We start from the raw sequence: 21,231 nt of genomic DNA on the forward strand, positions 1-21,231 counted from the left end.
TCAGGGGCGACGCCGCCAGAAGTCCGCGCGGCGGATGCCCAGCGCTTCCGGATCGAAGCTGGGCGCCACACCGGCCTTCTTCTGCCGCTCGTAGTCCTTCAGCGCCAGCAAGGCCGGCTTCTGCAGGATGAGAATGGCGACGATGTTGAGCCAGGCCATCAGGCCCACGCCCAGATCACCCAGGCCCCAGGCGGCGCCGGCGGTGCGCACCGCACCGAAGCAGACCATGGCGATGATGCCGACGCGCAGCAGATACACCATCCAGGGCCGGTGCGCAGCGCGGTTGATATAGCTGATATTGGTCTCGGCCATGTAGTAGTAGGCGACGATGGTGGTGAAGGCGAAGAAGAACAAGGCAATCGCCACGAAGCCCGCGCCGTAACCCGGCAGCACTGCTTCCACCGCGTGCTGCGCGAAAGCCGGCCCAGGCTCGGTGCCCGGCAGCGCTTCGGCCAGCATGCCGCCGGCCGGATTGATCACGTTGTACATGCCGGTGGAGAGAATCATGAAGGCCGTGGCCGAGCACACCAGCAGCGTGTCCACGTAGATGGAGAAGGCCTGCACATAACCCTGCTGCGCGGGATGCGTGACCTCCGCCGCCGCTGCCGCGTGCGGGCCGGTGCCCTGCCCGGCTTCGTTGGAATAGATGCCGCGCTTGACGCCCCACTCCACCGCCAGGCCCAGAATCGCGCCGAACATCGCATCGGCGCCGAAGGCGCTGTGGAAGATCAGCGAGACGATCTCCGGCAGCTTGTGCGCGTTCAGCACCATGATGTAGATCGCCATGGCGATGTAGGCCAGGGCCATGAACGGCACCACCAGCTCGGCGAAACCGGCGATGCGGCGCACGCCACCGAAGATGATGAAGCCCAGCAGCAGCGCGACGCCGGCGCCGGTGACCAGCGGCGAGATCCCCCAGGCATTGCTGATGCCGGCGGCGATGCCATTGGCCTGCACACCGGGCAGCAGGAAGCCGCAGGCGAGAATGGTGGCGAAGGCGAACAGCCAGGCGTACCACTTCTGGCCCATGGCTTTTTCGATGTAGTAAGCCGGGCCGCCGCGATACAGGCCGCGCTCGTCCTTCTCCTTGTAGATCTGCGCCAGGGTCGATTCCACATAGGCGGTGGACGCTCCGAGAAACGCCACCATCCACATCCAGAACACCGCACCGGGGCCGCCATGGCCGATGGCGGTGGCCACGCCGGCGATATTGCCGATGCCCACGCGTCCGGCCAGGGACATGGCCAGGGCCTGGAAGGTGGAGACGCCGGCCTCGGAGGGTTTGCTGTGCAGCATCAGGCGCAGCATCTCGGCCACGCCGCGCACCTGCATGAAACGGGTACGGATGGAGAAATACAGGCCGGCGCCCAGGCACAGAAAGATCAGTGCACGGCTCCAGACGTAGCCGTTCAAGGTGTCGATAAAGGCTTGCAAGCGTGCGTCCCCGAAAATGTTGGAGTGGCGCTCAGCATGCAAAAACCGCCGCAGCGACCCGATCCGGCATGATGCCGGACGCCGCCTCGGGTGCCCATAGGGTGAAATCACCGGGTGCGGGGATGATCTGGCCGCGCGTCCGCATCCGCATGGCCTGGGACCTCGCAGCACCGAAGCGTCTCGCCCGCTCGGTTCGTTGAGTTCCAGATCGTAGGGCGGGTTGCGGCGCTGTCGCGCTGTAGACCGGCGGGCCGCGACAGCCAGCAAAACCGCATTCAGCTCAGCCGCGTGCGCCAGTCGCCATCCCTGAACGCCGCCAGCAAGAGCTTCGCGCGGCCTTCGTTGAGCTGCTCATAGGACTGGCCGCGCGAGAAGAAATCATTGAGCCCGGGAATGCGCAGCAGATCCAGCGCGCTGATCTCGCCGTGCCCCATGGTCCATTCGCCGAAATCGCGCTGCGCGATGCGCTCGACGATCAGCTTGTTGATCCGCACATGACGCGGATCGGTCGCGATCTTGTCGAACAGGGCCTCCACCTGCGAGCGCTCGCCTTCGAGAATCTGGAAGAACGAGCCCTTTTCGAACAGCAGCATGCCGGTGACACCGTGTGCCTGGTTGTTGGTGCGACACACCTTCAGCAGCTCGTCGAGTTCCTTGCGCCCGAAAGCCGGACTGCGCGCGGCACTCGTGTAGATACAGTGGACCAGCTCCATTGGCATCCTTGCAATCAGCCCGTAAAAGACGAAGCGGCCCGCACACGGGCGCGCTCCTGCGAGCTAGCTATCGGGGCGATCCACGGCGAAAGAAGACAGCCCAGGGTGAACGGCGGCAAAAGGGGGATTGAGCGGCAAGGCTGGCCTCGCGCACTCAGCCCGCGGCGCTCAAGGCCTGCGCCAGCGCCAGCACCGACAGCGGGGCCGAGCCTTCGGCCTTGTTGCCCAGCGTGACATAAGCCGGATGGCCCGCACCCGTGGTGCCGGCGATCACCCGCGCCAGCTGCGCGCGCGTGTGCGGATCGGGGTCCACCAGCCGGTCGAAATTGCCGTAGAGGCGCTTGGCCTCCTCGTAGCCGTAAGCGCCATGCTTGCGATGCAGATTCCAGCGACAGACCAGCGGCCCCGGCCACAGCGCGCGCAGCGTCGGCAGCTGCGCTTCGATCTGGGGCATCTTGGCATGCAGGCCCAGACAGTAAGTGGCGCCGCAGGCGCGCAGCATCGTTGCCAGCTCGCGGCCCAGCAGCTCGCCGTTGCGCAGCTCCAGGGCCAGGATCAGCTCCGGCGAACGCACCCGCAGCTCGGCCAGCGGCAGCGCCGCCAGCATCGCCGCGATGCGCGCCAGCAGCGCCGGTGGATCGAGCAGCAAGGACTCGGGCAAGGGGCTGAGCTGAAACAGCAGCACGCCCAGTTTGGCACCCAGACCTTCACTGGCCGGCCGCGCGAAACTCTCCAGGGCCAGATGCGGATCGAGAAAGCTGGCATTGCGCTGCAGGCCGCGTCCGTTCTCGCTGCGGATCAGGGCATCGGCAACCAGACTCGGCGCCTTCACCACGAAGCGGAAATCCGCCGGCACCTGCTGCGCGTACAGCGCGTACTGCGCCGCCGGCAGCGCCTGATAAAACGCGCGATCCAGACTTACGGTGCGCAGCAGCGGGTGTTGCGCATAGGCCGGCAGGCCTTTCTTCGACAAGAGCTGCGGCGAGTATTCGCGATCCCAGACCGTGCCGATCCAGCCGGGATAACTCCAGGACGAGGTGCCCAGGCGCAACGTCGCCGGCAGACGCGAGCGCAGCGGCTGCAGCAAGGGATCATGCGCCGCAGCCTGCACGCCGCCGCGCTTGCGCGCGGTCTGCGCTGCGGGGCGTTCCTCAGGAAACAGGGCGTCCTGCATCGGCCTTCATTGCCACCGGATCTGCGGGTTCAGGCGCTGCGCGGCCATGGGCGTTCAGGACTCGCTATCGCCGTCGCCGAGCGTCGCCGGACAGGCGCCCTGCGCAGGCAATCCGGCTAGCGTGTCCGCCAGCGCGGCGGCATAGCGTCCCTGGCTGTCGAGGCGGCGCGCCGCTTCGAGATCGGCGATGGCCAGCGCCCGGCATTGCAGCTCGCCCAGCGCGCTCGCGCGGTTGTTGCGCGTGATGACGCTGTCCTGCAGCGCGATGGCCTTGCCGTAATAGCGCACGGCTGCGGCCCACTGCGCGCGCCGCGCCGTGACATTGCCGAGCGCCGTCCAGGCCAGGGCCGAGTCCGGCCAGCGCGCCACCGCCGCCTGATAGCCCTGCGTCGCCAGCTCGTAACGGCCCAGCGACTCGAAGGGCGCCACGGCCGCCAGCCACTGCTTCGGCTCGGCGCTGACCGGAATGCGGTCGAGCGCGCTGAGCACCACGGCCCATTGCTCGCTGTACGCCCAGCTGCGCGCCAGCGCGCCGGTGCTCATGATGGCGCGCCGGCTCGTTCCCGAGCGCAGCACATACGACGGCTCCTGCGGCGCATAACCCACCACCACCGCGTAATGCCAGACCGGCAGCCAGGAGAAACCCAGATTGAGCAGCAGCAGCACCGGCGTGCCGGCTTCGAGCTGCTGCACGATGGCTTCCTGCGTGCCCGGAATGCGCACCGCGACCCGCTCGTGCCGGCGTGCCGCGGCAATCATTTCCGACTGCAGGCTGCCCTTGCGGTCCGGCAGATAGACTTCTGCCACCAGCGCATCAGGGCTGACCGTCACGCCGCTGGCATCGAGCGCCGTGGCGAGCGCCGCCGGCCCGCACTGATAACGCTTCTGCGGATGGAAGACGACCTCCTGCAGCTCCACCGCCCGACCCGTCGGCTGCGGCATCGGCGGCGCCGCCGCGCAGCCGGCCAGCAGGCCGGCCGCGAGCAGCCGCAAGGCGACAGCGCGCCTCAAAACGCTCTGAAGACGTGCGTCACGCCCAGCAGTTCGAGTATCACCAGCACCAGAAACACGACGCCGAGCACCACGAACACTCCGTCGCCGCCTGCCGGCTGCTGATGGATGTTCTGCGCCAGCTCGCGCAGCTCCGCGGCGCTGAGCGAGGCCACCCGCGCCTGTGCGGCCACGACATCGACGCCGAGCTTTTCCATCTGCGCCATCACATCCTGCCGCTGCATGAACACCTGGACCGTTGCCAGATCATCGGCACGCGCCTGCGTATCGACCATCTGCTCGGTGCCGATGATGGCGGCCCGCGCCGGCGCGGGTGCGGTCACCAGCACGATTCCCATGCAGAGCATCCCGGTGAAAGCTCCGCGAGCCATTCCTTTCATCTGTGTGCTCCTAGTGCCTGTAGTGCCTGGCCGTTTCCACGGCGCCGAAGAAGCTTGCGCAATTGCGCCAAGCCATGAGCCGCCAGGAAGACCATGCCCTCAGCACGCCTGCCTGCTGCAGCCCCCTGATCCTAGCCTCTGAAGCGGCGTCCGTCGATTTGCGGCTTCAGTGATCCTGCGGCAGATGCTCCAGCAGGCGGGGCATCAGCTCCACCAGATTGCAGGGCTGGTGCCGGCTGTCGAGCTGGAAGCGCAGGATATCGTCCCAGCCGTCCTTCACGGCGCCGCTGGACCCGGGCAGCGCGAACAGATAAGTGCCGCCGGCCACGCCGCCCAGCGCGCGCGACTGGATGGTGCTGGTGCCGATCTTCTGATAGCTGAGCATGCGGAACAGCTCGCCGAAGCCGGGAATCTCCTTGTCCAGCACCCGCTGGAAGGCTTCGGGCGTGACGTCGCGGCCGGTGACGCCGGTGCCGCCGGTGCTGATCACCACATCGACTTCGGCATCGGCGATCCACTCGCGCAGGATCGCGGCGATGGCCTCGGCGTCGTCGCGCACGATGCGCCGGTCGGCCAGGCGGTGCCCGGCGGCGGTGATGCGTTCCGCCAGAATCTGCCCGGACTTGTCGGCGGCCAGATCGCGGGTGTCGGAGACCGTGAGCACGGCGACGTGCACCGGCAGGAACTTGAGATTCTCGTTGATGGGCATGGCGGCTCTCGCAAAAAACTGCGCGCGATTGTTTCACAGCACCGTGTGCACGCGATAATGCGCGCCATGAACGAAGCAAGCGACAGTCCCGATGCCGCGCTGGCCGCGCAGGACGAGGTGTTCATGCGCCACGCCCTGCTGCTGGCGCATCGCGCGCAGGCCGCCGGCGAGGTGCCGGTGGGCGCGGTGCTGGTGCAGGACGGCCGCATCCTCGGCGAGGGCCGCAACCAGCCGATCGCCAGCCACGATCCCAGCGGGCATGCCGAGATGGTGGCGATGCGCGCCGCCGCCGCCGCGGTGAACAACTACCGCCTGCCGGGTTCGACGCTGTATGTGACGCTGGAGCCCTGCGCGATGTGCGCCGGGGCGATCATCCATGCGCGCATCGCGCGTCTGGTGTTCGGCGCCTGGGACCCGAAGGCCGGCGCGGTGTCCTCGGTCTACGATCTGATTGCCAATCCCCGCCTCAATCACCGTCTGGCCTGGCGCGGCGGCGTGCTGGAAGCCGAATGCGGCGAGCTGCTGCGCGCCTTCTTCCGCGCCCGCCGGGCTCAGTCGTCCAGCAGCTCCGCCGCCAGCCCCGGTGCCGCATAGATCCGTGTCAGCGCCTGCAGCAGCGCGGCCGGATGCAGGGCGATGCTGCGGTTGAGCGCCTCGTCGTACTCGTAGGCGCCGGCGATGGAATGGCGGTTGCCGTCGAACAGCAGGCCCGCCAGCTCGCCCTGACGGTTGAGCAGCGGGCTGCCGGAATTGCCGCCGACGATGTCATGGCTGCTGACGAAATTCAGCGGCGTGTCCAGCGCCAGACGCGCGCGGGCGCGATTCCAGGACTCGGGCAGCAGAAACGGCGCCGCGCCGGTCTGGTGCGCGAAGGCGGCGGCGAAGTCGGTGAACGGCGCCACGCTCCTGCCGTTCTCCTCCCAGCCGCGCAGCTCGCCGTAGGACAGGCGCAGCGTGAAGCTCGCATCGGGGTAGAGGCTCCGGCCGTATTGCGCGAAGCGCAGCCGCGCGATGGCCTGCGCAGCGAGCGCCTCGGGCGCCTCCACGTCCGCCTCCATCTGTCGGCGCAGTTCGCGCGAGGGCGCATCCAGTGCGCGCGCCAGCTCGATGAAGGGATCATCGCTGGCCGCCACGGCCTGCGCACCGCCCTGCCACAGCCGCCGGCGGTACTCGACATCACCAAGCCGGGTCTTGCGCAGCAGCTGCGAAGCCCGCGCATCGGGCGACTGCCCGCGCAGCACCTGCTGCACCAGCGGATCGTCGGCGCCCAGGGCCTCGCGCAGCTTGGCCAGCGACCAGGCCAGCTTGGTTTCCTCGTAAGCGTCGCGCAGCGGCGAGGCCGAGAACAGGCGCCGCTGCAGCGTCGGCAGCGCCGCGTCCTGAAACTCCGGCAGGCGCTGGGCATTGGGCCGCTCGCGTTCGGCGGCGGCGCGCAGCAGATCGCGCGCGAACTTGAAGTACGGCGTGAAGAAGGCGCGGCGCTGCTCCAGCATCTGATAGGGCAGATACAGGCGCCGCAGGGTCTGCTCGGCGCGCGCGATGTCATCGAAGGCGGTGAGCCCGGCATCGGCCTTGCGCAGCGCCGCCTCTTCGGCGCGCTTGCGTTCGAACAGGCCATCGTCGTTCAGCGCCTGCAGCTGCGCGCGATAGACCTTCAGGCTGTTTTCGGTGAAGGTGAGATCGGCCTGCGCATAGTTCGCCTGCCGCGCGCCTGCGCGGCTGTACTGCGCGAGCATGGCGCGGCGCTCGGCGTAGTACAGCAGGGTCTGCGGCAGACGCAGCGCGCGCAGGGTCTGCAGCTGCGCGACCGTCAGCTGGCGGTCGGTGTGGCCGGGATTGCCGATGCTCAGCAGCAGCTCGCCGGGCTGCGCGCCCCGGGGCTGCAGACGCAGGTGCTCGCCCGGCTGCAGGGCCTGGCCGTCCTGATAGGCGCGCAGCAGCGCGGCGTCGAGGGTATAGCGTGGGAAATTGAAATTGTCCGGATCGCCGCCGAAGAACGCGGCTGCGTACTCCGGCCAGAACACCAGGCGCACATCGTCATAGCGCTGGTAGCGATACAACTGGTATTGCGCACCGCCATAGAGTTCGACCAGATCGCAGCGCCTGCGCGGCGCCTGATCGCCGACGCATTCCGATTCCAGCTGCGCCTGCAGCGCGCGTCTGGCCTCGACGTAGTCTGTGCCGGATTTGCCGGCGAGCGCCTCGGTGACGCTGGCGCTGACATCGCGGATCTCTTCCAGGCGGTTGAGTTCCATGGACGGGCAGCGCAGCTCCTCGCCGCGCGTGCGCGCGACAAAGCCCTCGTTCACATGGTCGCGACGCGCGCTCAGGTTCTGCACGCAGTCGAGCACGCAATGGGCATTGCTCAGCACCAGACCCTGGGCGGAGACGAAGGAAGCGGAGCAGCCATCGGCCAGACGCAGGGTGCTGCGCATCGCGTGCCGCAGCCAGGCGGCATCGGGTTCGAAACCGTAGCGCGCCTGGAGCTGGGCACGCGGCAGATTGTCGAAGGTCCACATGCCTTCGGCGGCCCGCGATACCGCCGGGCCGCACAGCAGCCAGAGCAGCGGGCAGCCGAGGGCGGCGCGCGGCTTCATGCCGCAGGCTGCAGGAGCGCGGCATTCGGCCGCGCCGCGCGCCAGGCGATCAGCGCCGCCAGCGCCGTGAAGCCGGCCGCCGCCAGCAGCGGCGCACCCGGTGCCTGCCAGCCATCGGCGATGGCATAGGCAAACAGCTGCGTGAAGAAGCCCGGCGCCATCAGTCCGGCGATGCCCATCATGCTGGCATTGGCGCCTTGCAGCAGGCCCTGCTCCTGCCCCGACACCGTGCGCGTCATCAGCGCCTGCAGCCCCGGACCGACGAAACCGGCCAGCGCAAACACCGGCACCATCATCATGAACTGCGCACCGCTGCCGGCCAGACCGTAGCCGGCAAAACCGCAGCTGGCGAACAGCAGACCGATCAGCAAGGTGGCGCGCTCGCCGACGCGCGCCACCACCGGCTTCACCAGCAGGGCCTGCACGATGATGCTGCAGACGCCGGTCGCCGCCATCATCAGCCCCAGCTCGCGCGCGTTCCAGCCATAGCGGTAGCTGGCATAGAGAATCGCGGTGCTGGGCAGCACGTAATGGGCGAACTGGAACAGGAAGTACACGCCGGCCAGGGCCTGCAGCTGCGGCGAGCGGCGCAGCAGGTGCAGCGCGCCCACCGGATTGGCGCGCGCCCAGGAGAAGCGCGGCGTGCGCCGCTCGCGCGGCAGGGATTCGGGCAGCACGAACAGGCCGTAGCAGGCATTGGCCAGCGCCAGCACGCCGGCCAGCGCGAAAGGCCAGCGCGGATCGTAGTGACCGAGCAGACCGCCCAGCGCCGGTCCCGCCACGAAGCCGATGCCGAAGGCGGCGCCGAGCATGCCGTAGTAGCCGGCGCGCTGGTCGGGCGGCGTGACGTCGGCGATGTAGGCATTGGCCATCGAGAAGCTGGCCGAGGTGATGCCGCTGATCACGCGGCCCACGAACAGCCAGCCCAGGCTCGGCGCGATGGTCATGAACAGATAGTCCAGCCCCAGGCCGAAGCAGGACAGCAGGATGACCGGCCGGCGTCCGTAACGGTCCGACATCGCGCCCAGCAGCGGCGAGAAGATGAACTGCATCGCCGCCCAGGCCATGCCGAACAGGCCGTAGCTGCGCGCGGCGGCGGCGGTGTCCCCGTGCTGGAACTGCTCCACCAGCTTGGGCAGCACCGGAATGATGATGCCGAAGGCCAGCATGTCCAGCAGCACGGTGACGAAGATGAAGGCCACTGCGCCACGGCGCGGCGTCTGGGTTTCGGAACTCATGAGCAAGGCTTCCCCGGTAGTGCCGGCATTCTCACCGCAGCGCCGCCGGCAAGCCAAGCCAGAGACCCCGGGCGGTCGTGCCAATGCGTGGCGCCGCCGCTGCCCGCAAGCTTTCGCGGCACAATCGTCAATCACATATTTTCAGGGGAGCTCTCGGCTCATGATGATGTTCTGGCGCAGCCTGGCAATCTGGCTGAGCTTTCGCTGGCGTGCGCGCCTGCATGCGCTGGACAGCGGCTGTCTGCGCTATCGCGTGCTGCCGGGCGATCTGGACAGCAATCTGCATATGAACAACGGCCGCTATCTGTCGGTGGCCGATCTCGGCCGCCTCGACCACGGCCTGCGCAGCGGCGTCTGGTATCAGGCCCTGCGTCGCGGCTGGCGGCCGCTGGCCGGCGATGCCGATGCGCGCTTCTCGCGCTCGCTGCAGCCCTTCGAGCGCTACGAGCTGCAGACCCGGACTTTGGGCTGGGACCAGAAATGGATTTACTGCGAGCATCGCTTTGTGCTCGACAAGCGCGTCTGCGCCCTGGTGCTGGTGCGTTACCTGTTCGTCAGCCGCGAAGGCCCGGTGCCGCCGTCCAGGGCCATGGCCCTGAGCGGCGAGGAGCTGCAGACGCCCACCCTGCCCGACTATCTGATCCGCTGGAGCGAGAATCAGGATCGCATCAGCCAGCGCCTCAAGGCCGAAGCGCAGTCGCGCGCCTGATTCCAGAATTTCTTTTCAACGGGAAGCTTATCCGTGACTACCGCCGCACCTTATCCGCATCTGCTCCAGCCCCTGGATCTGGGTTTCACCACGCTGCGCAACCGCGTGCTGATGGGCTCCATGCACACCGGCCTCGAAGACCGGCGCAAGAACTTCCCGCGTCTGGCGGCTTATTTCGCCGAGCGTGCTCGCGGCGGCGTGGGCCTGATCGTCACCGGCGGTTTCGCGCCGAACATCGAAGGCTGGCTGTTTCCCTTCGCCTCCAAGCTGTCCACGCATTCGGCGGCGCAGGCGCATCGTCTGGTGACGGATGCGGTGCATGGCGAAGGCGGCAAGATCGCGCTGCAGATCCTGCACGCCGGCCGCTACGGCTATTCGCCGCTGTCGGTCTCGGCCTCGCGCATCAAGTCCCCCATCACGCCCACCACCCCGCGCGAGCTTTCCGCGCGCGGCATCGAACGCCAGATCCGCGCCTACGTGCGCTGCGCGCAGCTGGCGCGCGAAGGCGGCTACGACGGCGTGGAGGTGATGGGCTCGGAAGGCTACTTCATCAACCAGTTCCTGGCCTCGCACACCAACAAGCGCCAGGACCAGTGGGGCGGCAGCTTTGAAAACCGCATGCGCCTGCCGGTGGAAATCGTCTCGCGCATCCGCGAGGCGGTGGGCCGCGACTTCATCATCGTCTACCGCCTCTCGCTGCTGGACTTCGTGCCCGACGGCCAGAACTGGGAGGAGATCGTGCGGCTGGCACGCGCCATCGAAAAGGCCGGCGCCACCATCCTCAACAGCGGCATCGGCTGGCACGAGGCGCGCATCCCCACCATCGCCACCTCGGTGCCGCGCGGCGCGTTTGCCTGGATCACGCAGAAGCTGAAAAGCGAGGTGCGGATTCCGGTCTGCACCACCAACCGCATCAATGATCCGGCGGTGGCTGAAAACATCCTCGCGCAGGGCCAGGCCGATATGGTGTCGATGGCGCGGCCGCTGCTGGCCGATCCGGAGTTCGTGCTCAAGGCCGCGCAGAACCGCGCCGACGAGATCAACACCTGCATCGCCTGCAATCAGGCCTGCCTGGATCATGCCTTCCAGGCCAAGACCGCGAGCTGCCTGGTCAATCCGCGCGCCTGCCATGAAACCGAACTGGTCTATGCCCCGGCGACGCAGAAAAAGCGCATCGCCGTAGTCGGCGCCGGGCCGGCGGGTCTGTCCGCCGCCACCGTGCTGGCCGAGCGCGGTCATGCCGTGGACCTGTACGACGGCGCCGCCGAAATCGGCGGACAGTTCAACATCGCCAAGCAGATTCCCGGCAAGGAAGAGTTTCACGAAACCCTGCGCTACTTCCGCCGCAAGCTGCAGCTCAGCGGCGTGCAGCTGCAGCTGAACACGCGCGTGCGCGCGGAGCAGCTGATTGCGGCGAAGTACGATGAGGTGATTCTCGCCACCGGCGTGACGCCACGCGCCACGCGCATTCCCGGTCAGGCCGAGCAGGAACAGGCCGGCAAGGTGCTCAGCTACATCGACCTGCTGCTGCACAAGAAGCCCGTGGGCCGGCGCGTGGCGGTGATCGGTGCCGGCGGCATCGGCTTCGACGTCAGCGAATACCTGGTGCAGGACGGTCACTCGCCGAGCCTGGATCTGGCCGCCTGGAACCGCGAATGGGGCGTCACCGATCCGCAGACCGCGCGCGGGGGTTTGACGCGTCCGCAGATCGAGCCGCCGGCACGCGAGGTGATTCTGCTGCAGCGCAAGGCCGAGAGCCTGGGCAAGCGCCTGGGCAAGACCACCGGCTGGATTCACCGCGCGACGCTGAAGATGAAGAAGGTGGAGATGATCGGCGGCGTCAACTACGAGGCCATCGACGCGCGCGGCCTCCTGATCAGCTACGGCGAGAAGCGCGAGAAGGCCACGCTGCTGGAAGTGGACAACATCGTGATCTGCGCCGGCCAGGAACCGCTGCGCGAGCTGCAGGCACCGCTGCAGGCCGCCGGCGTCAGCACGCATCTGATCGGCGGCGCCGACGTGGCCGCCGAACTCGATGCCAAGCGTGCGATCAACCAGGGCGCCAGGCTGGTGGCGCGCTTGTGAGCCGCCGGACCGGCGCCGTGGCAGCCGCTTTCATCCGACATTCACAGAAGCTGCCGCATCCTCCTGCCTTTGTGCGGTTCTCCATCACAGGTGCAGAGACATGGTCGCTGATATCAACGCCAGGACGATTCGCGGCGCCCTCGCCGCCGGCACGCTGCTCGCCCTGAGCGCCTGTTTCACACCGCAGCCGCTGCGCGGCGATTTCGCGCCGCTGCGGCCCGATCAGGTGCAGGCCGGCGGCAACACCACGGTGCCGGTGCGCTGGGGCGGCACCCTGCTCTCGCTCAGCAATGAGCAGGGTCTCAGCTGTGTGGAGGTGCTGGCGCGGCCACTGGACAGCACCGGCAAGCCGCAGCCGGTCCAGCAGGACTACGGCCGCTTCCTGGCCTGCCAGCCCGGCTATCTGGATCCGCAGCGCTATGCCACCGGCCGGGTGCTGACCGTGATCGGTTACGCCATCGGCCTGCAGCCGGCCCAGGCCGGGGCGAGCACCACGCGCCATGCCAGGCTCAAGGCCGAGCAGTTCTATCTCTGGCAGAGCCGTGGCGACGAGGGCGTCGTGTATCTGAGCGACCCTTACTTCTCGGCACAGCAGTATCCGCAGCCTTATTACGCGGCGCCCGAGGCGCAAGGCCAGGCCGCCGCCCTGCGTAAAACCCCGACAACGGCGGCCCCGTAGCGGCCGCAAAAGCGTTCGCGAATCCGCTGCGGGCCTGATCCAGATCAAGCCCGCCGCGGCCCTGCCGCCCTGCGGCAGCACCATGCCGACAAGTGGGTCCGCAGGCGCAGGCACTCTCGCTAAGCTGCAAGTGCGTCGGAACATCTTGTGAAAGTCCCGGCGTACCCACTTGCATACCGATGGAAACCGCACATGAGCTTCATCAACTGGTCATCCGATATGTCCGTCAGCAGCCAGCAGATGGACAAGCAGCATCAGCGTCTGATCGACATCATCAACCGCTACCACGATGCGCTGGAAGCCGGCGTACCCCATGCGCAGCTGATGACGATTTTCAAGGAAGTGATCAGCTACGCCGTCGAGCACTTCCGCGATGAAGAGCGCGAGATGGAGCAGCACCAGTACCCCAATCTGCAGCGCCATCGCCTGATTCACCAGAACCTCACCCAGCGCATCGGCGAGTTCGTCAGTGCCATGGACAAGCAGCAGCCCGGGGTGGAGCGGGAAATCCAGTTCTTCCTGAAGAGCTGGCTGACCGCGCACATCATGGGCATCGACAAGCAGTACGCGCCCTATATGGTGAAGGCCGTCACAGCCTGAGCCCGACGGGCCACCGCGAAGGCTACAGACGGGCTCAGCGCCGACCGCTAAACAAAGGACCCTGACCCCGTTTTACCGCCGAGGACCGGCCGGTATGAGCCTTCTAGTATGGACCCCCAGCCTGACGGTCGGACACGCCGTCATGGACGAGCAGCACCGGCGCCTGTTTGCGGCGGCGCAGGCCTACGATCAGGCGCTGGATGAGCTGCAGGCCTTCTCGCATCTGCGCCAACGCTTCGATGAGGTGGCCTGCCTCGCGCTGCATCATTTCCGTGACGAAGAGCTGCTGATGCGTCAGGTCGGCTACCCCGACTTCACGCGGCATCACGCCATCCACGAACACCTGGTGGATCGCTTCGCCGAACTCAGCAGCGCCTTTCAGCGCGACCGGCCGCAGGTCGAGGACGAGGTCCGCCGTTTCCTGTGCCGCCTGTGTGGCGCACACATTCAGATCGACAAGCAGTACACCCACTGCGTGCGACGCTCCGTCAGCCGCTGGCAACAAAAAAACAAGGCGCCTTCCGGCGCCTTGTCTGACTTCCCCAACCAGCCTTCAATCGAACACGAAGCTTTCGATCGGCAGCTTGGTGAGCGTCTTGCTCGGCTTGACCATGGACGACGCATGGCCCTTGGCACGCGGCAGCAGATGGTCGAAGTAAAAGCGGGCAGTGGCCAGCTTGGCCTTGTAGAACTCCGGCTTCTCGCTTCCGCCGTTGCCGATCTTCTCCGAAGCGATGGCAGCCTGCAGCGCCCAGAAGTAGGCCATCATCACGTAGCCCGAATACATCAGAAAATGATGTGAGGCGGCGCTGACCGAGTCACGATCCTTGCGCGCGGTGAGCATCAGGCGCATGGTCAGCAGGTTCCACTCGGCCGCGTACTTGGCCAGCACCGTGGCATAACGGCGCATGCGCGGATTGCGCATGTTGTCCACGCTGAACTTGGCGATCACCGCCGTGAACTCACGCACCGCCTTGCCGCGGGTCATGATCAGCACCTTGCGGCCCAGCAGATCCAGGGCCTGCACACCGGTGGTGCCTTCATAGAGCGTGGCGATGCGCGCGTCGCGCGCGATCTGCTCCATGCCATGTTCCTTGATGTAGCCGTGGCCGCCGAACACTTGGATGCCCTGGTTGGCCGCTTCCAGACCCAGCTCGGTGAGAAAGCCCTTCAGGATCGGCGTGAAGAAGCCGAGCTTGTCGTCCCAGTACTTGTACTTCTTCTGGTCGCCTTCGACGATGCCATTGGTCATGTGGTCGGCGAGCTGCGCGGCGTAGTAGATCATCGCGCGGCCGCCTTCGGCGATGGCCTTCTGCGTGAGCAGCATGCGGCGCACATCGGCGTGATAGATGATGGCGTCGGCGACCTTGTCCGGCTCCTTCTTGCCGGACAGCGCGCGCATCGAGCGGCGCTCCTTGGCATAGGCCAGCGCGCCCTGGAAGGACAGCTCGGCGTGGCAGATGCCCTGGATGGCGGTGCCGATGCGCGCGGTGTTCATGAAGGTGAACATCGCTTCCAGACCCTTGTTGGCCTCGCCGATCATCCAGCCCTGCGCGTTCTCGAAATTGAGCACGCAGGTGGCGGAGGCCTTGATGCCCATCTTGTGTTCCAGCGCCGAACAGACCACACCGTTGCGCGCGCCCAGCGAGCCGTCGGCGTTGGGGATGATCTTCGGCACGATGAACAGCGAGATGCCGCGCGTGCCCGGCGGTGCGTCGGGCAGACGCGCCAGCACGATGTGCACGATGTTCTCGGTGAGGTCGTGCTCACCGGCGGAGATGAAAATCTTGGTGCCGCTGACGCTGTAGCTGCCGTCGCCGCGCGGCTCGGCCTTGGTCTTGAGCTGGCCCAGGTCGGTGCCGCAATGCGGCTCGGTGAGGCACATGGTGCCGGACCAGCGCCCTTCGGTGAGCGGCGGCATGTAGATCGCCTTGTGCTCGGGCGTGGCGTACTGCATGAGGGTGTTCATGCAGCCCAGGGACAGGCCCGGATACATGGAGAACGACCAGTTGGCGGTGCCGATCATCTCGGACTTCACCAGGCCCAGCGACATGGGCATGCCCTGCCCGCCGAACTCGGTGGGATGCGAGAGCCCCTGCCAGCCGCCGGAGGCATACTGCTCGTAGGCCTCCTTGAAGCCCTTGGGCGTGCGCACCTCGCCGTTTTCCAGCTTGCAGCCTTCCTCGTCGCCGGACAGATTCAGCGGCGAGAGCACCTCTTCGGCCAGCTTGGCGCATTCTTCGAGAATGGCGCCGACGGTGTCCGGGTCCGCATCCTTGCCGTTGGGCAATTGCGCGTAGTGCGCCGGATAGTCGAAGACCTCATTGAGCAGAAAGCGCATATCGCGCAGGGGAGCCTTGTAAGCCGGCATGGCGATAACCTCGGTGGATCGTGTTTGCAGTGATGCGAATTGTGGCAGCGCAACATGGCGGCGGCATTGGCCTACATCGCAGTGCGCTACGGCTATAGAGTAAGTCCGGCGCCCGTTGCCGCCGCCGGCGGCTTACCGGGGTCCGGTTTGCCCCGACTGGCGGTGGTGGCGGTGATCGCGAAGGAGAAGGCAGCATGGCGTCCGCAGCTGGCAGCATCGCCGCCCGCATCGACTTGAACAGCCTGCCCGAGGAGGCGCTGCTCAAGCTGCGCCTGTGCAGCCTGCCGCTGCAGATCGAGGACAGCTGGCTGCAGGCGCGCGTGGCGCAGCTGCACCGCGAACTGGCGGCGCGCGAGATCCGCTTCGCGCCGCGCTGCTTTCTCGCCGACGAGTGGCTCACGCCGGAGAACGAACCGGAAATCGGCATCCCCTTCTACCTGGCGCATCCACGCCTGATCGAGCTGCAGAAGAAGATGCTGCTGGAGGCCGAGGGCGAAACCCCCGAGTGGTGCATGAAGCTGCTGCGCCACGAGGCCGGCCATGCCCTGAGCTACGCCTACGGCCTGCACCGCAAGCGCAGCTGGCAGCAGGTGTTCGGCCACTCCTCGCAGGCCTACGAGGAAACCTACCGCTTCCGTCCCTACAGCAAGGCCTTCGTGCGCCACCTGGATTACTACTACGCGCAGTACCACCCGGACGAGGATTTCTGCGAGACCTTCGCGGTGTGGCTGACGCCGGGTCTGGACTGGCGCAGGAAGTACCAGGGCTGGAAGGCCCTGGACAAGCTGCTGTTCGTGGACCGGCTGATGGCCAGCATCGCCGGCAAGGCGCCACAGAAAGCCCAGGGCCGGCAGTTCTGGAAGATCAGCAGCCTGCGCAGCACCCTGGGCAGCTACTACCGCAAGCGCCGCTACACCGAGGCCGAGGACTTCCCGGAATTCCACGACGCCAATCTGCGCCGCATGTTCGGCGCCGCCACGCCCGGCGCCAGCGGCGCGCGCGAGGTGGCGCGGCTGCTGCAGACACATCGCAAGTCCCTGCTGATCACGGTCAGCAGCTGGAGCGGCGAACGCCGCTACATGGTCAACGAGGTCTACAAGGCGATCCTGCAGCGCGCCCGCGCCCTGCAGCTGCTCACCGAAGACCCGGAGCCGGTGGCGGTGATGCAGCTCACTGCCTATCTCAGCAGCCTGATGATGAATTACCGCTACACCAACCGGCTGCGCGGGGAGGACTGATGGCGACACGCGTGCTGATGCTGTTCGATCTGCCCTATGCGGTGAAGCCCGGCTATGACTACGCGGAGGAATTCGCCAATCCCAACGGCAGCTACACCGAGGCCGATGTCTATCGCGCGCTGCTGGACAGCGGCTACGAGGTGCAGCGCCTGAGCCTGTTCGACGATGTGCGGCCGCTGATCGAGGTGGTGCGCGAGCAGCGGCCGGATGTGATCTTCAATCTCTGCGAGACCTTCCACAACATCACGCAGTGGGACAAGAACGTGGCGGCGCTGATCGAGCTGCTGGGCGTGCCCTGCACCGGTGCCGGCAGCGGCGCGCTGTTCCTGTGCAACGACAAGAGCCTGTGCAAGAAGATCCTGCGCTTCCACCGCGTGCGCACGCCGCGCTTCCACAGCTATTACCGCGGCCAGAAGATCCGCCTGCCGAAAACCCTGAAGCTGCCCTGCATCGTCAAGCCGCTCACCGAGGAAGCCTCGCGCGGCATCTCGCAGGCTTCCGTGGTGGACGACGAGGCGGCACTGTGCGCGCGCGTGCAGATGATTCACGAGCGCATGAACCTGGACGCCATCGCCGAGGAATACGTCGAGGGCCGCGAGCTGTACATGAGCATCATCGGCGACAGGCTGCTGCGCCTGCTGCCGCCGCGCGAGCTGAGCTTCGGGCAGATGGCCGAGGACGAGCCGCGCATCGCCACCTACAAGGCCAAGTGGGACGAGGCCTATCGCAAGCGCTGGGGCATCCGCAATCACTTCGCCGAAGACCTGGACCCGGTGCTGGCGCAGCGCCTGCACGACACCTGCAAGCGCGCCTACCGCGCGCTCAATCTCAAGAGCTATGCGCGCTTCGATCTGCGCGTCACCGCCGCCGGGCAGGTCTACGTGATCGAGCCCAATGTGAACCCCTGCATCGCCCGCGACGACGAGCTGGCGCAATCGGCGGAGAAGGTCGGGATCGCCTATGCTTCCCTGATCCGCATGCTGGTCAATCAGGCCCTGCGCCGCAGCCAATGAACATGGACACTCTGCCCTTCCCCGTCGATGAACTGCGCAGCCGTGACGGCGCGCGCGTGCTGCTCAGCCGCCACGGCGCGCAGGTCTGCAGCTGGCGCGATGCCGCGGGCGTCGAGCGCCTGTACTGCTCGCCGCTGGCGCAGGCCGGCCCGGGTCAGGCGATCCGCGGCGGCGTGCCGGTGATCTTTCCGCAGTTCGCGGGTGAAGGCTCGCTGCCCAAGCACGGCTTTGCGCGCACCCAGGACTGGCAGCTGCTGGCCAGCACCGTGCTCGCCGACGGCAGCGCGCAGGCGCATTACCGCCTGAGCGACAGCCCCGCCACCCGCGCGATCTGGCCGCAGCGTTTCGATGCGCAGCTGGGCATCCGCTTCAAGGGGGGCGAGCTGCAGCTGAGCCTGAGCATCGACAACCTCGGCGGCACACCGTTTCAGTTCAGCTGCGCCCTGCACACCTATCTGCGCGTGCAGGACCTTTCCGGCCTGCGTCTGAGCGGACTGCAGCATCTGGCTTATCGCGACAGCGCCGATGGCCTGCGCCAGCGCTGGCAGCAGGAGGCCGAGCTGGCCATCGTCGGCGAGGTGGATCGCCTCTACTACGCCACGCCGCGTGAGCTGATCCTGCGCGACGGCGCCACGCATCTGAGCCTGCTGCAGGAAGGCTTCAACGACAGCGTGGTCTGGAACCCCGGCGCCGGCAAGGCCGCCGCGCTCCCGGACATGCCGCCCGACGACTGGCAGAAGATGCTCTGCGTGGAAGCCGCGCAGGTCGGCCAGCCGGTACAGCTGGCGCCCGGCGCGCGCTGGCAGGGCTCGCAGACGCTGCGGGTGCTGCGCTGAACCTCAGGCGTGAGAAAAAAGATCAGCCTTCGTCATTCCCGCGCGAGCGGGAATCCAGTGATCAGGTGCAGCACTCAGCGGATGGCGCCCACGGCATGCCCGCTTGCGCGGGCATGACACCGCGTTTCATCCGCACCGCGCTGCGCCGCCTCGGGCCTCACGCGCCTCAGAACGAGTAAGTGAAGCTCAGCGCCAGATTGTCGCGATCCCGCCGGGTGTTGGCGCTGCCGCCGCCGGTGAGCATCTGGTAGACGAGGCGGCCCGAGAGGCTTTCGCTGAACACCACATCGCTGCCCAGGTCCAGCTCCTTGCGGCCGGCGACGAAGTTCTGCATCGGCGAGATCGCAATGCCCTGCACGTCCCAGAAATAGGCCAGGGTCGGCTTGAAGTTCCAGCCGAAGGCCAGATCGTTGTACTCGCTGCGCACCGCGAAGCGCATGCCCCAGGCGAAATCGTCGGCGAAGTTCCGGGTCTGCTGATGCGGATTGAAGCGCCGCGCATCGGGCTGGCCATCCGGCGCACCGCTGCCGTCGGCACCGGGGCTGTAATGCGTGCGATTGGGCCCGGAACCTTCGAACTGCAGGTCCTTGAGCTTGGGCATGTCGTAGACCTGGGTGAAGCCGGCTTCGACGATGAAGATCAGCTGGTCGGCGCCGATGGGATTGCTGGACACGGCGCGGATCGCGGTCAGATCCAGCTGCCCGACCTTGAGGCGCTCGTAGCCGCGGATGTACTGGCGCGCCGCGATGCTGCCCAGCCCGCGATACGACTTGATGTAGCTGGGGAAGGCTATGTCGGCTGCGGGAAAGGTGGCGCCGAGCAGATTGGTCACATCGCCCAGGCCGCCGCTGCCCGAGGGCAGCAGATTGATCAGGCCGGCCAGGGCCTGCGGCGTGACCGAGAATTCCTGCTCCGGCAGCGCCGGCTGCAGGCCGCTGAAAATCACATCGGTGTAGTTGATCTGCACCGGCACGTTGTCGCGGTAGGCGAACTCGCCGGCCAGCGCCCAGTCGCCGATATTGGTGTTGAAGCTCAGGCCATAGAGGTGGATGTCTTTCGGGTAGTCGAGCACGATCTGCAGGGTGTCCAGCGGCAGCGGCTCGCCGCGCGCCTGGCCCGGCGCCGGCTTGGGCAGCGGCAGGCTGCCGTTGAAGCCGTTGCAGGCCAGATAGGCGTCGATGGTGTTGGTGGAGAAGCGCGCGCAGGAATCCTCGGTGGCGATGGCCCCGGCATACGGCAGGCGCGAGTGGTAGTTCAGGAAGTAGACCCCCAGCTCGGTGCCGTCGTTGAGCCAGTCGGCCAGATAACTCAGGCGCACCCCGTACTGCCCCTGGCTGGGCGCGCGGCGCTCATAGGCCTGGGCGCGCGCCGAGGAGCTGCTGATCAGGCCCAGCGGCCCGGCGAAGCGGCCGATGCCGTCCGGGTCCTCGGCAAACTGGCCCAGGCTGATCATCGCGTAGCGGCCGCCGCCGGCGATATCGCTGTCGGAGTAGAAGCTGCCCCGCGCATCCGGCTCGGTGCGCCGCCAGGCCAGCTGATAGAACAGCTCCGTTGAAAAGCCGTCGGCGAGGTCCATGGACAGCAGCGCCGCCGGCACCGGCTTGAACACATCGCCCAGCTCCACGCCCGGCATGTGCAGCAGATTGGCATTGGGCGCGTTGATCTCGGAAATGCTGTTGAGGGCGATGAAGGTGCTCTCGCCCCAGCGCACGGTCTGGCTGCCCACGGAAATCACGCCCTGCCGTTCGCCCAGCGTGAAGCTGTACTGCACGAAGGCGTCCAGCAGCTGCGCGCCCAGGGCATAACGGCGCTCGATGGAACCCGGCCGCTCGCTGCGCGCCGGCTGGTGGACATCGTAGGGATGCCGCTCGCGAAAGCCGGCATTGACCGGATCGTAATAAGCCACGCCGCGCAGGCGCAGGTTCCATTCGCCCCAGGAGAGGTTGAGATCGGAGATCAGCTTGCTGGTGGCGGCGACGATGTCGTACTGGCGGTAGTTCAGATCGCCGTCGTCGGCATTCACGCCGGAAAACGCGCCGCGCGCGTTCACCAGGCGCTGGTTGGCGCTGGGGTCGCCATTGAGGGAAAAGCAGTCGTCGGGCGCGCACAGATCGCGCTGCCCGGGCACGCTGAGTTTGCCTATCAGCGCATCGTCGATCTTCTCCAGGCGGATGGCGGCGCCGCTGCTGAAGCGGTTGTTGAAGCGCAGGTTCAGCTGGTCGAACTGCCACTCCCCCGCCAGCGCGGGCGTCACGAGCCCCGTGGCACTCAAGGCCACGAGAAAACCGGCCAGCCGCCCAACACCGTGCAGGCTACGCATCGTCTGGATCCCCCTCGCTGTGAACCGCTTTTGTAGTACGGACGGCGGCGAGGCTAGCAGCCGGATCCGGACGCAAACATTTGCCGGGGGTGACCGATGACTGTCATTTGGGCAAACTGTTGCC

18 protein-coding genes and 1 pseudogene are annotated in these 21,231 nt (G+C 67.1%); 9 read left to right on the forward strand and 10 right to left on the reverse strand.

What is annotated here, in order from left to right:
* The 6 genes from BMY12_RS08620 to moaB form a co-directional block, all read right to left on the reverse strand.
* Entirely contained in the window at positions 1 to 1,434 is a 1,434-nt protein-coding gene (locus BMY12_RS08620) for an alanine/glycine:cation symporter family protein (protein ID WP_093284657.1), read from the reverse strand.
* A gap of 275 nt (positions 1,435 to 1,709) precedes the next feature.
* The gene (locus BMY12_RS08625; protein ID WP_177188906.1) at positions 1,710 to 2,147 is read right to left on the reverse strand and encodes a BLUF domain-containing protein; all 438 of its coding nucleotides are present in this window, start codon (positions 2,145 to 2,147) and stop codon (positions 1,710 to 1,712) included.
* A gap of 154 nt (positions 2,148 to 2,301) precedes the next feature.
* Entirely contained in the window at positions 2,302 to 3,321 is a 1,020-nt protein-coding gene (locus tag BMY12_RS08630) for a DUF72 domain-containing protein (protein ID WP_093284662.1), read from the reverse strand.
* A gap of 54 nt (positions 3,322 to 3,375) precedes the next feature.
* Entirely contained in the window at positions 3,376 to 4,314 is a 939-nt protein-coding gene (locus BMY12_RS08635; RefSeq protein WP_093284664.1) for a PA2778 family cysteine peptidase, read from the reverse strand.
* A 14-nt stretch (positions 4,315 to 4,328) separates the two neighbouring features.
* The gene (locus BMY12_RS08640; RefSeq protein WP_366516800.1) at positions 4,329 to 4,712 is read right to left on the reverse strand and encodes a PA2779 family protein; all 384 of its coding nucleotides are present in this window, start codon (positions 4,710 to 4,712) and stop codon (positions 4,329 to 4,331) included.
* Between the two features lie 166 nt (positions 4,713 to 4,878).
* Complete coding sequence (gene moaB / locus BMY12_RS08645; protein WP_093284668.1) at positions 4,879 to 5,421, reverse strand: molybdenum cofactor biosynthesis protein B; 543 nt, start codon at positions 5,419 to 5,421, stop codon at positions 4,879 to 4,881.
* Between the two features lie 66 nt (positions 5,422 to 5,487).
* Between moaB and tadA the strand changes: the two genes are divergently transcribed.
* A complete protein-coding gene (gene tadA / locus BMY12_RS08650) occupies positions 5,488 to 6,015 on the forward strand; it encodes a tRNA adenosine(34) deaminase TadA (RefSeq protein WP_093285096.1) in 528 nt (175 codons plus the stop codon).
* On the opposite strand, the gene BMY12_RS08655 is transcribed toward tadA, so the two are convergent.
* Positions 5,973 to 8,018: a S46 family peptidase gene (locus tag BMY12_RS08655; RefSeq protein WP_093284670.1), complete on the reverse strand. Its 2,046-nt coding sequence runs from the start codon at positions 8,016 to 8,018 to the stop codon at positions 5,973 to 5,975. The two genes, tadA and BMY12_RS08655, sit on opposite strands and share 43 nt — an antisense overlap.
* Positions 8,015 to 9,256 (reverse strand): TCR/Tet family MFS transporter, encoded by a 1,242-nt coding sequence (locus BMY12_RS08660; protein ID WP_093284673.1) that lies wholly within the window; start codon positions 9,254 to 9,256, stop codon positions 8,015 to 8,017. Before BMY12_RS08660 ends, BMY12_RS08655 begins: the two co-directional genes overlap by 4 nt.
* A 160-nt stretch (positions 9,257 to 9,416) precedes the next feature.
* Here BMY12_RS08660 and BMY12_RS08665 point away from each other — a divergent pair, with 160 nt between their 5' ends.
* The 5 genes and pseudogenes from BMY12_RS08665 to BMY12_RS20885 form a co-directional block, all read left to right on the forward strand.
* Positions 9,417 to 9,965 carry a thioesterase family protein gene (locus tag BMY12_RS08665; protein ID WP_093284676.1) on the forward strand — a complete coding sequence of 183 codons (549 nt, stop codon included), beginning with the start codon at positions 9,417 to 9,419 and terminating at the stop codon, positions 9,963 to 9,965.
* A 33-nt stretch (positions 9,966 to 9,998) separates the two neighbouring features.
* On the forward strand, positions 9,999 to 12,050 hold the full coding sequence (locus BMY12_RS08670; RefSeq protein ID WP_177188907.1) for an NADPH-dependent 2,4-dienoyl-CoA reductase: 2,052 nt from the start codon (positions 9,999 to 10,001) through the stop codon (positions 12,048 to 12,050).
* A 100-nt stretch (positions 12,051 to 12,150) separates the two neighbouring features.
* Complete coding sequence (locus tag BMY12_RS08675) at positions 12,151 to 12,729, forward strand: Slp family lipoprotein (RefSeq protein ID WP_177188908.1); 579 nt, start codon at positions 12,151 to 12,153, stop codon at positions 12,727 to 12,729.
* A 192-nt stretch (positions 12,730 to 12,921) separates the two neighbouring features.
* The gene (locus BMY12_RS08680) at positions 12,922 to 13,329 is read left to right on the forward strand and encodes a bacteriohemerythrin (protein ID WP_093284681.1); all 408 of its coding nucleotides are present in this window, start codon (positions 12,922 to 12,924) and stop codon (positions 13,327 to 13,329) included.
* Between the two features lie 142 nt (positions 13,330 to 13,471).
* A pseudogene (locus tag BMY12_RS20885) lies at positions 13,472 to 13,741 on the forward strand (bacteriohemerythrin); the annotation flags it as partial.
* 141 nt (positions 13,742 to 13,882) lie between these two features.
* Here the strand turns inward: BMY12_RS20885 and BMY12_RS08690 are convergent.
* Entirely contained in the window at positions 13,883 to 15,700 is a 1,818-nt protein-coding gene (locus tag BMY12_RS08690; protein ID WP_093284685.1) for an acyl-CoA dehydrogenase C-terminal domain-containing protein, read from the reverse strand.
* 194 nt (positions 15,701 to 15,894) lie between these two features.
* On the opposite strand from BMY12_RS08690, the gene BMY12_RS08695 reads away from it, so the two are divergent.
* The 3 genes from BMY12_RS08695 to BMY12_RS08705 are packed head-to-tail and all read left to right on the forward strand — an operon-like array spanning position 15,895 to position 18,787.
* A complete protein-coding gene (locus tag BMY12_RS08695) occupies positions 15,895 to 16,938 on the forward strand; it encodes a hypothetical protein (RefSeq protein ID WP_143068895.1) in 1,044 nt (347 codons plus the stop codon).
* Complete coding sequence (locus tag BMY12_RS08700; RefSeq protein ID WP_093284689.1) at positions 16,938 to 17,951, forward strand: D-alanine--D-alanine ligase family protein; 1,014 nt, start codon at positions 16,938 to 16,940, stop codon at positions 17,949 to 17,951. Before BMY12_RS08695 ends, BMY12_RS08700 begins: the two co-directional genes overlap by 1 nt.
* 2 nt (positions 17,952 to 17,953) lie before the next feature.
* Positions 17,954 to 18,787 (forward strand): D-hexose-6-phosphate mutarotase, encoded by an 834-nt coding sequence (locus tag BMY12_RS08705; protein WP_245732423.1) that lies wholly within the window; start codon positions 17,954 to 17,956, stop codon positions 18,785 to 18,787.
* A 166-nt stretch (positions 18,788 to 18,953) separates the two neighbouring features.
* On the opposite strand, the gene BMY12_RS08710 is transcribed toward BMY12_RS08705, so the two are convergent.
* Positions 18,954 to 21,107: a DUF1302 domain-containing protein gene (locus tag BMY12_RS08710; RefSeq protein ID WP_093284694.1), complete on the reverse strand. Its 2,154-nt coding sequence runs from the start codon at positions 21,105 to 21,107 to the stop codon at positions 18,954 to 18,956.
* Between the last annotated feature and the right edge of the window lie 124 nt (positions 21,108 to 21,231).

It is taken from the genome of Solimonas aquatica (assembly GCF_900111015.1).
In the GTDB taxonomy this organism is placed as follows: domain Bacteria; phylum Pseudomonadota; class Gammaproteobacteria; order Nevskiales; family Nevskiaceae; genus Solimonas; species Solimonas aquatica.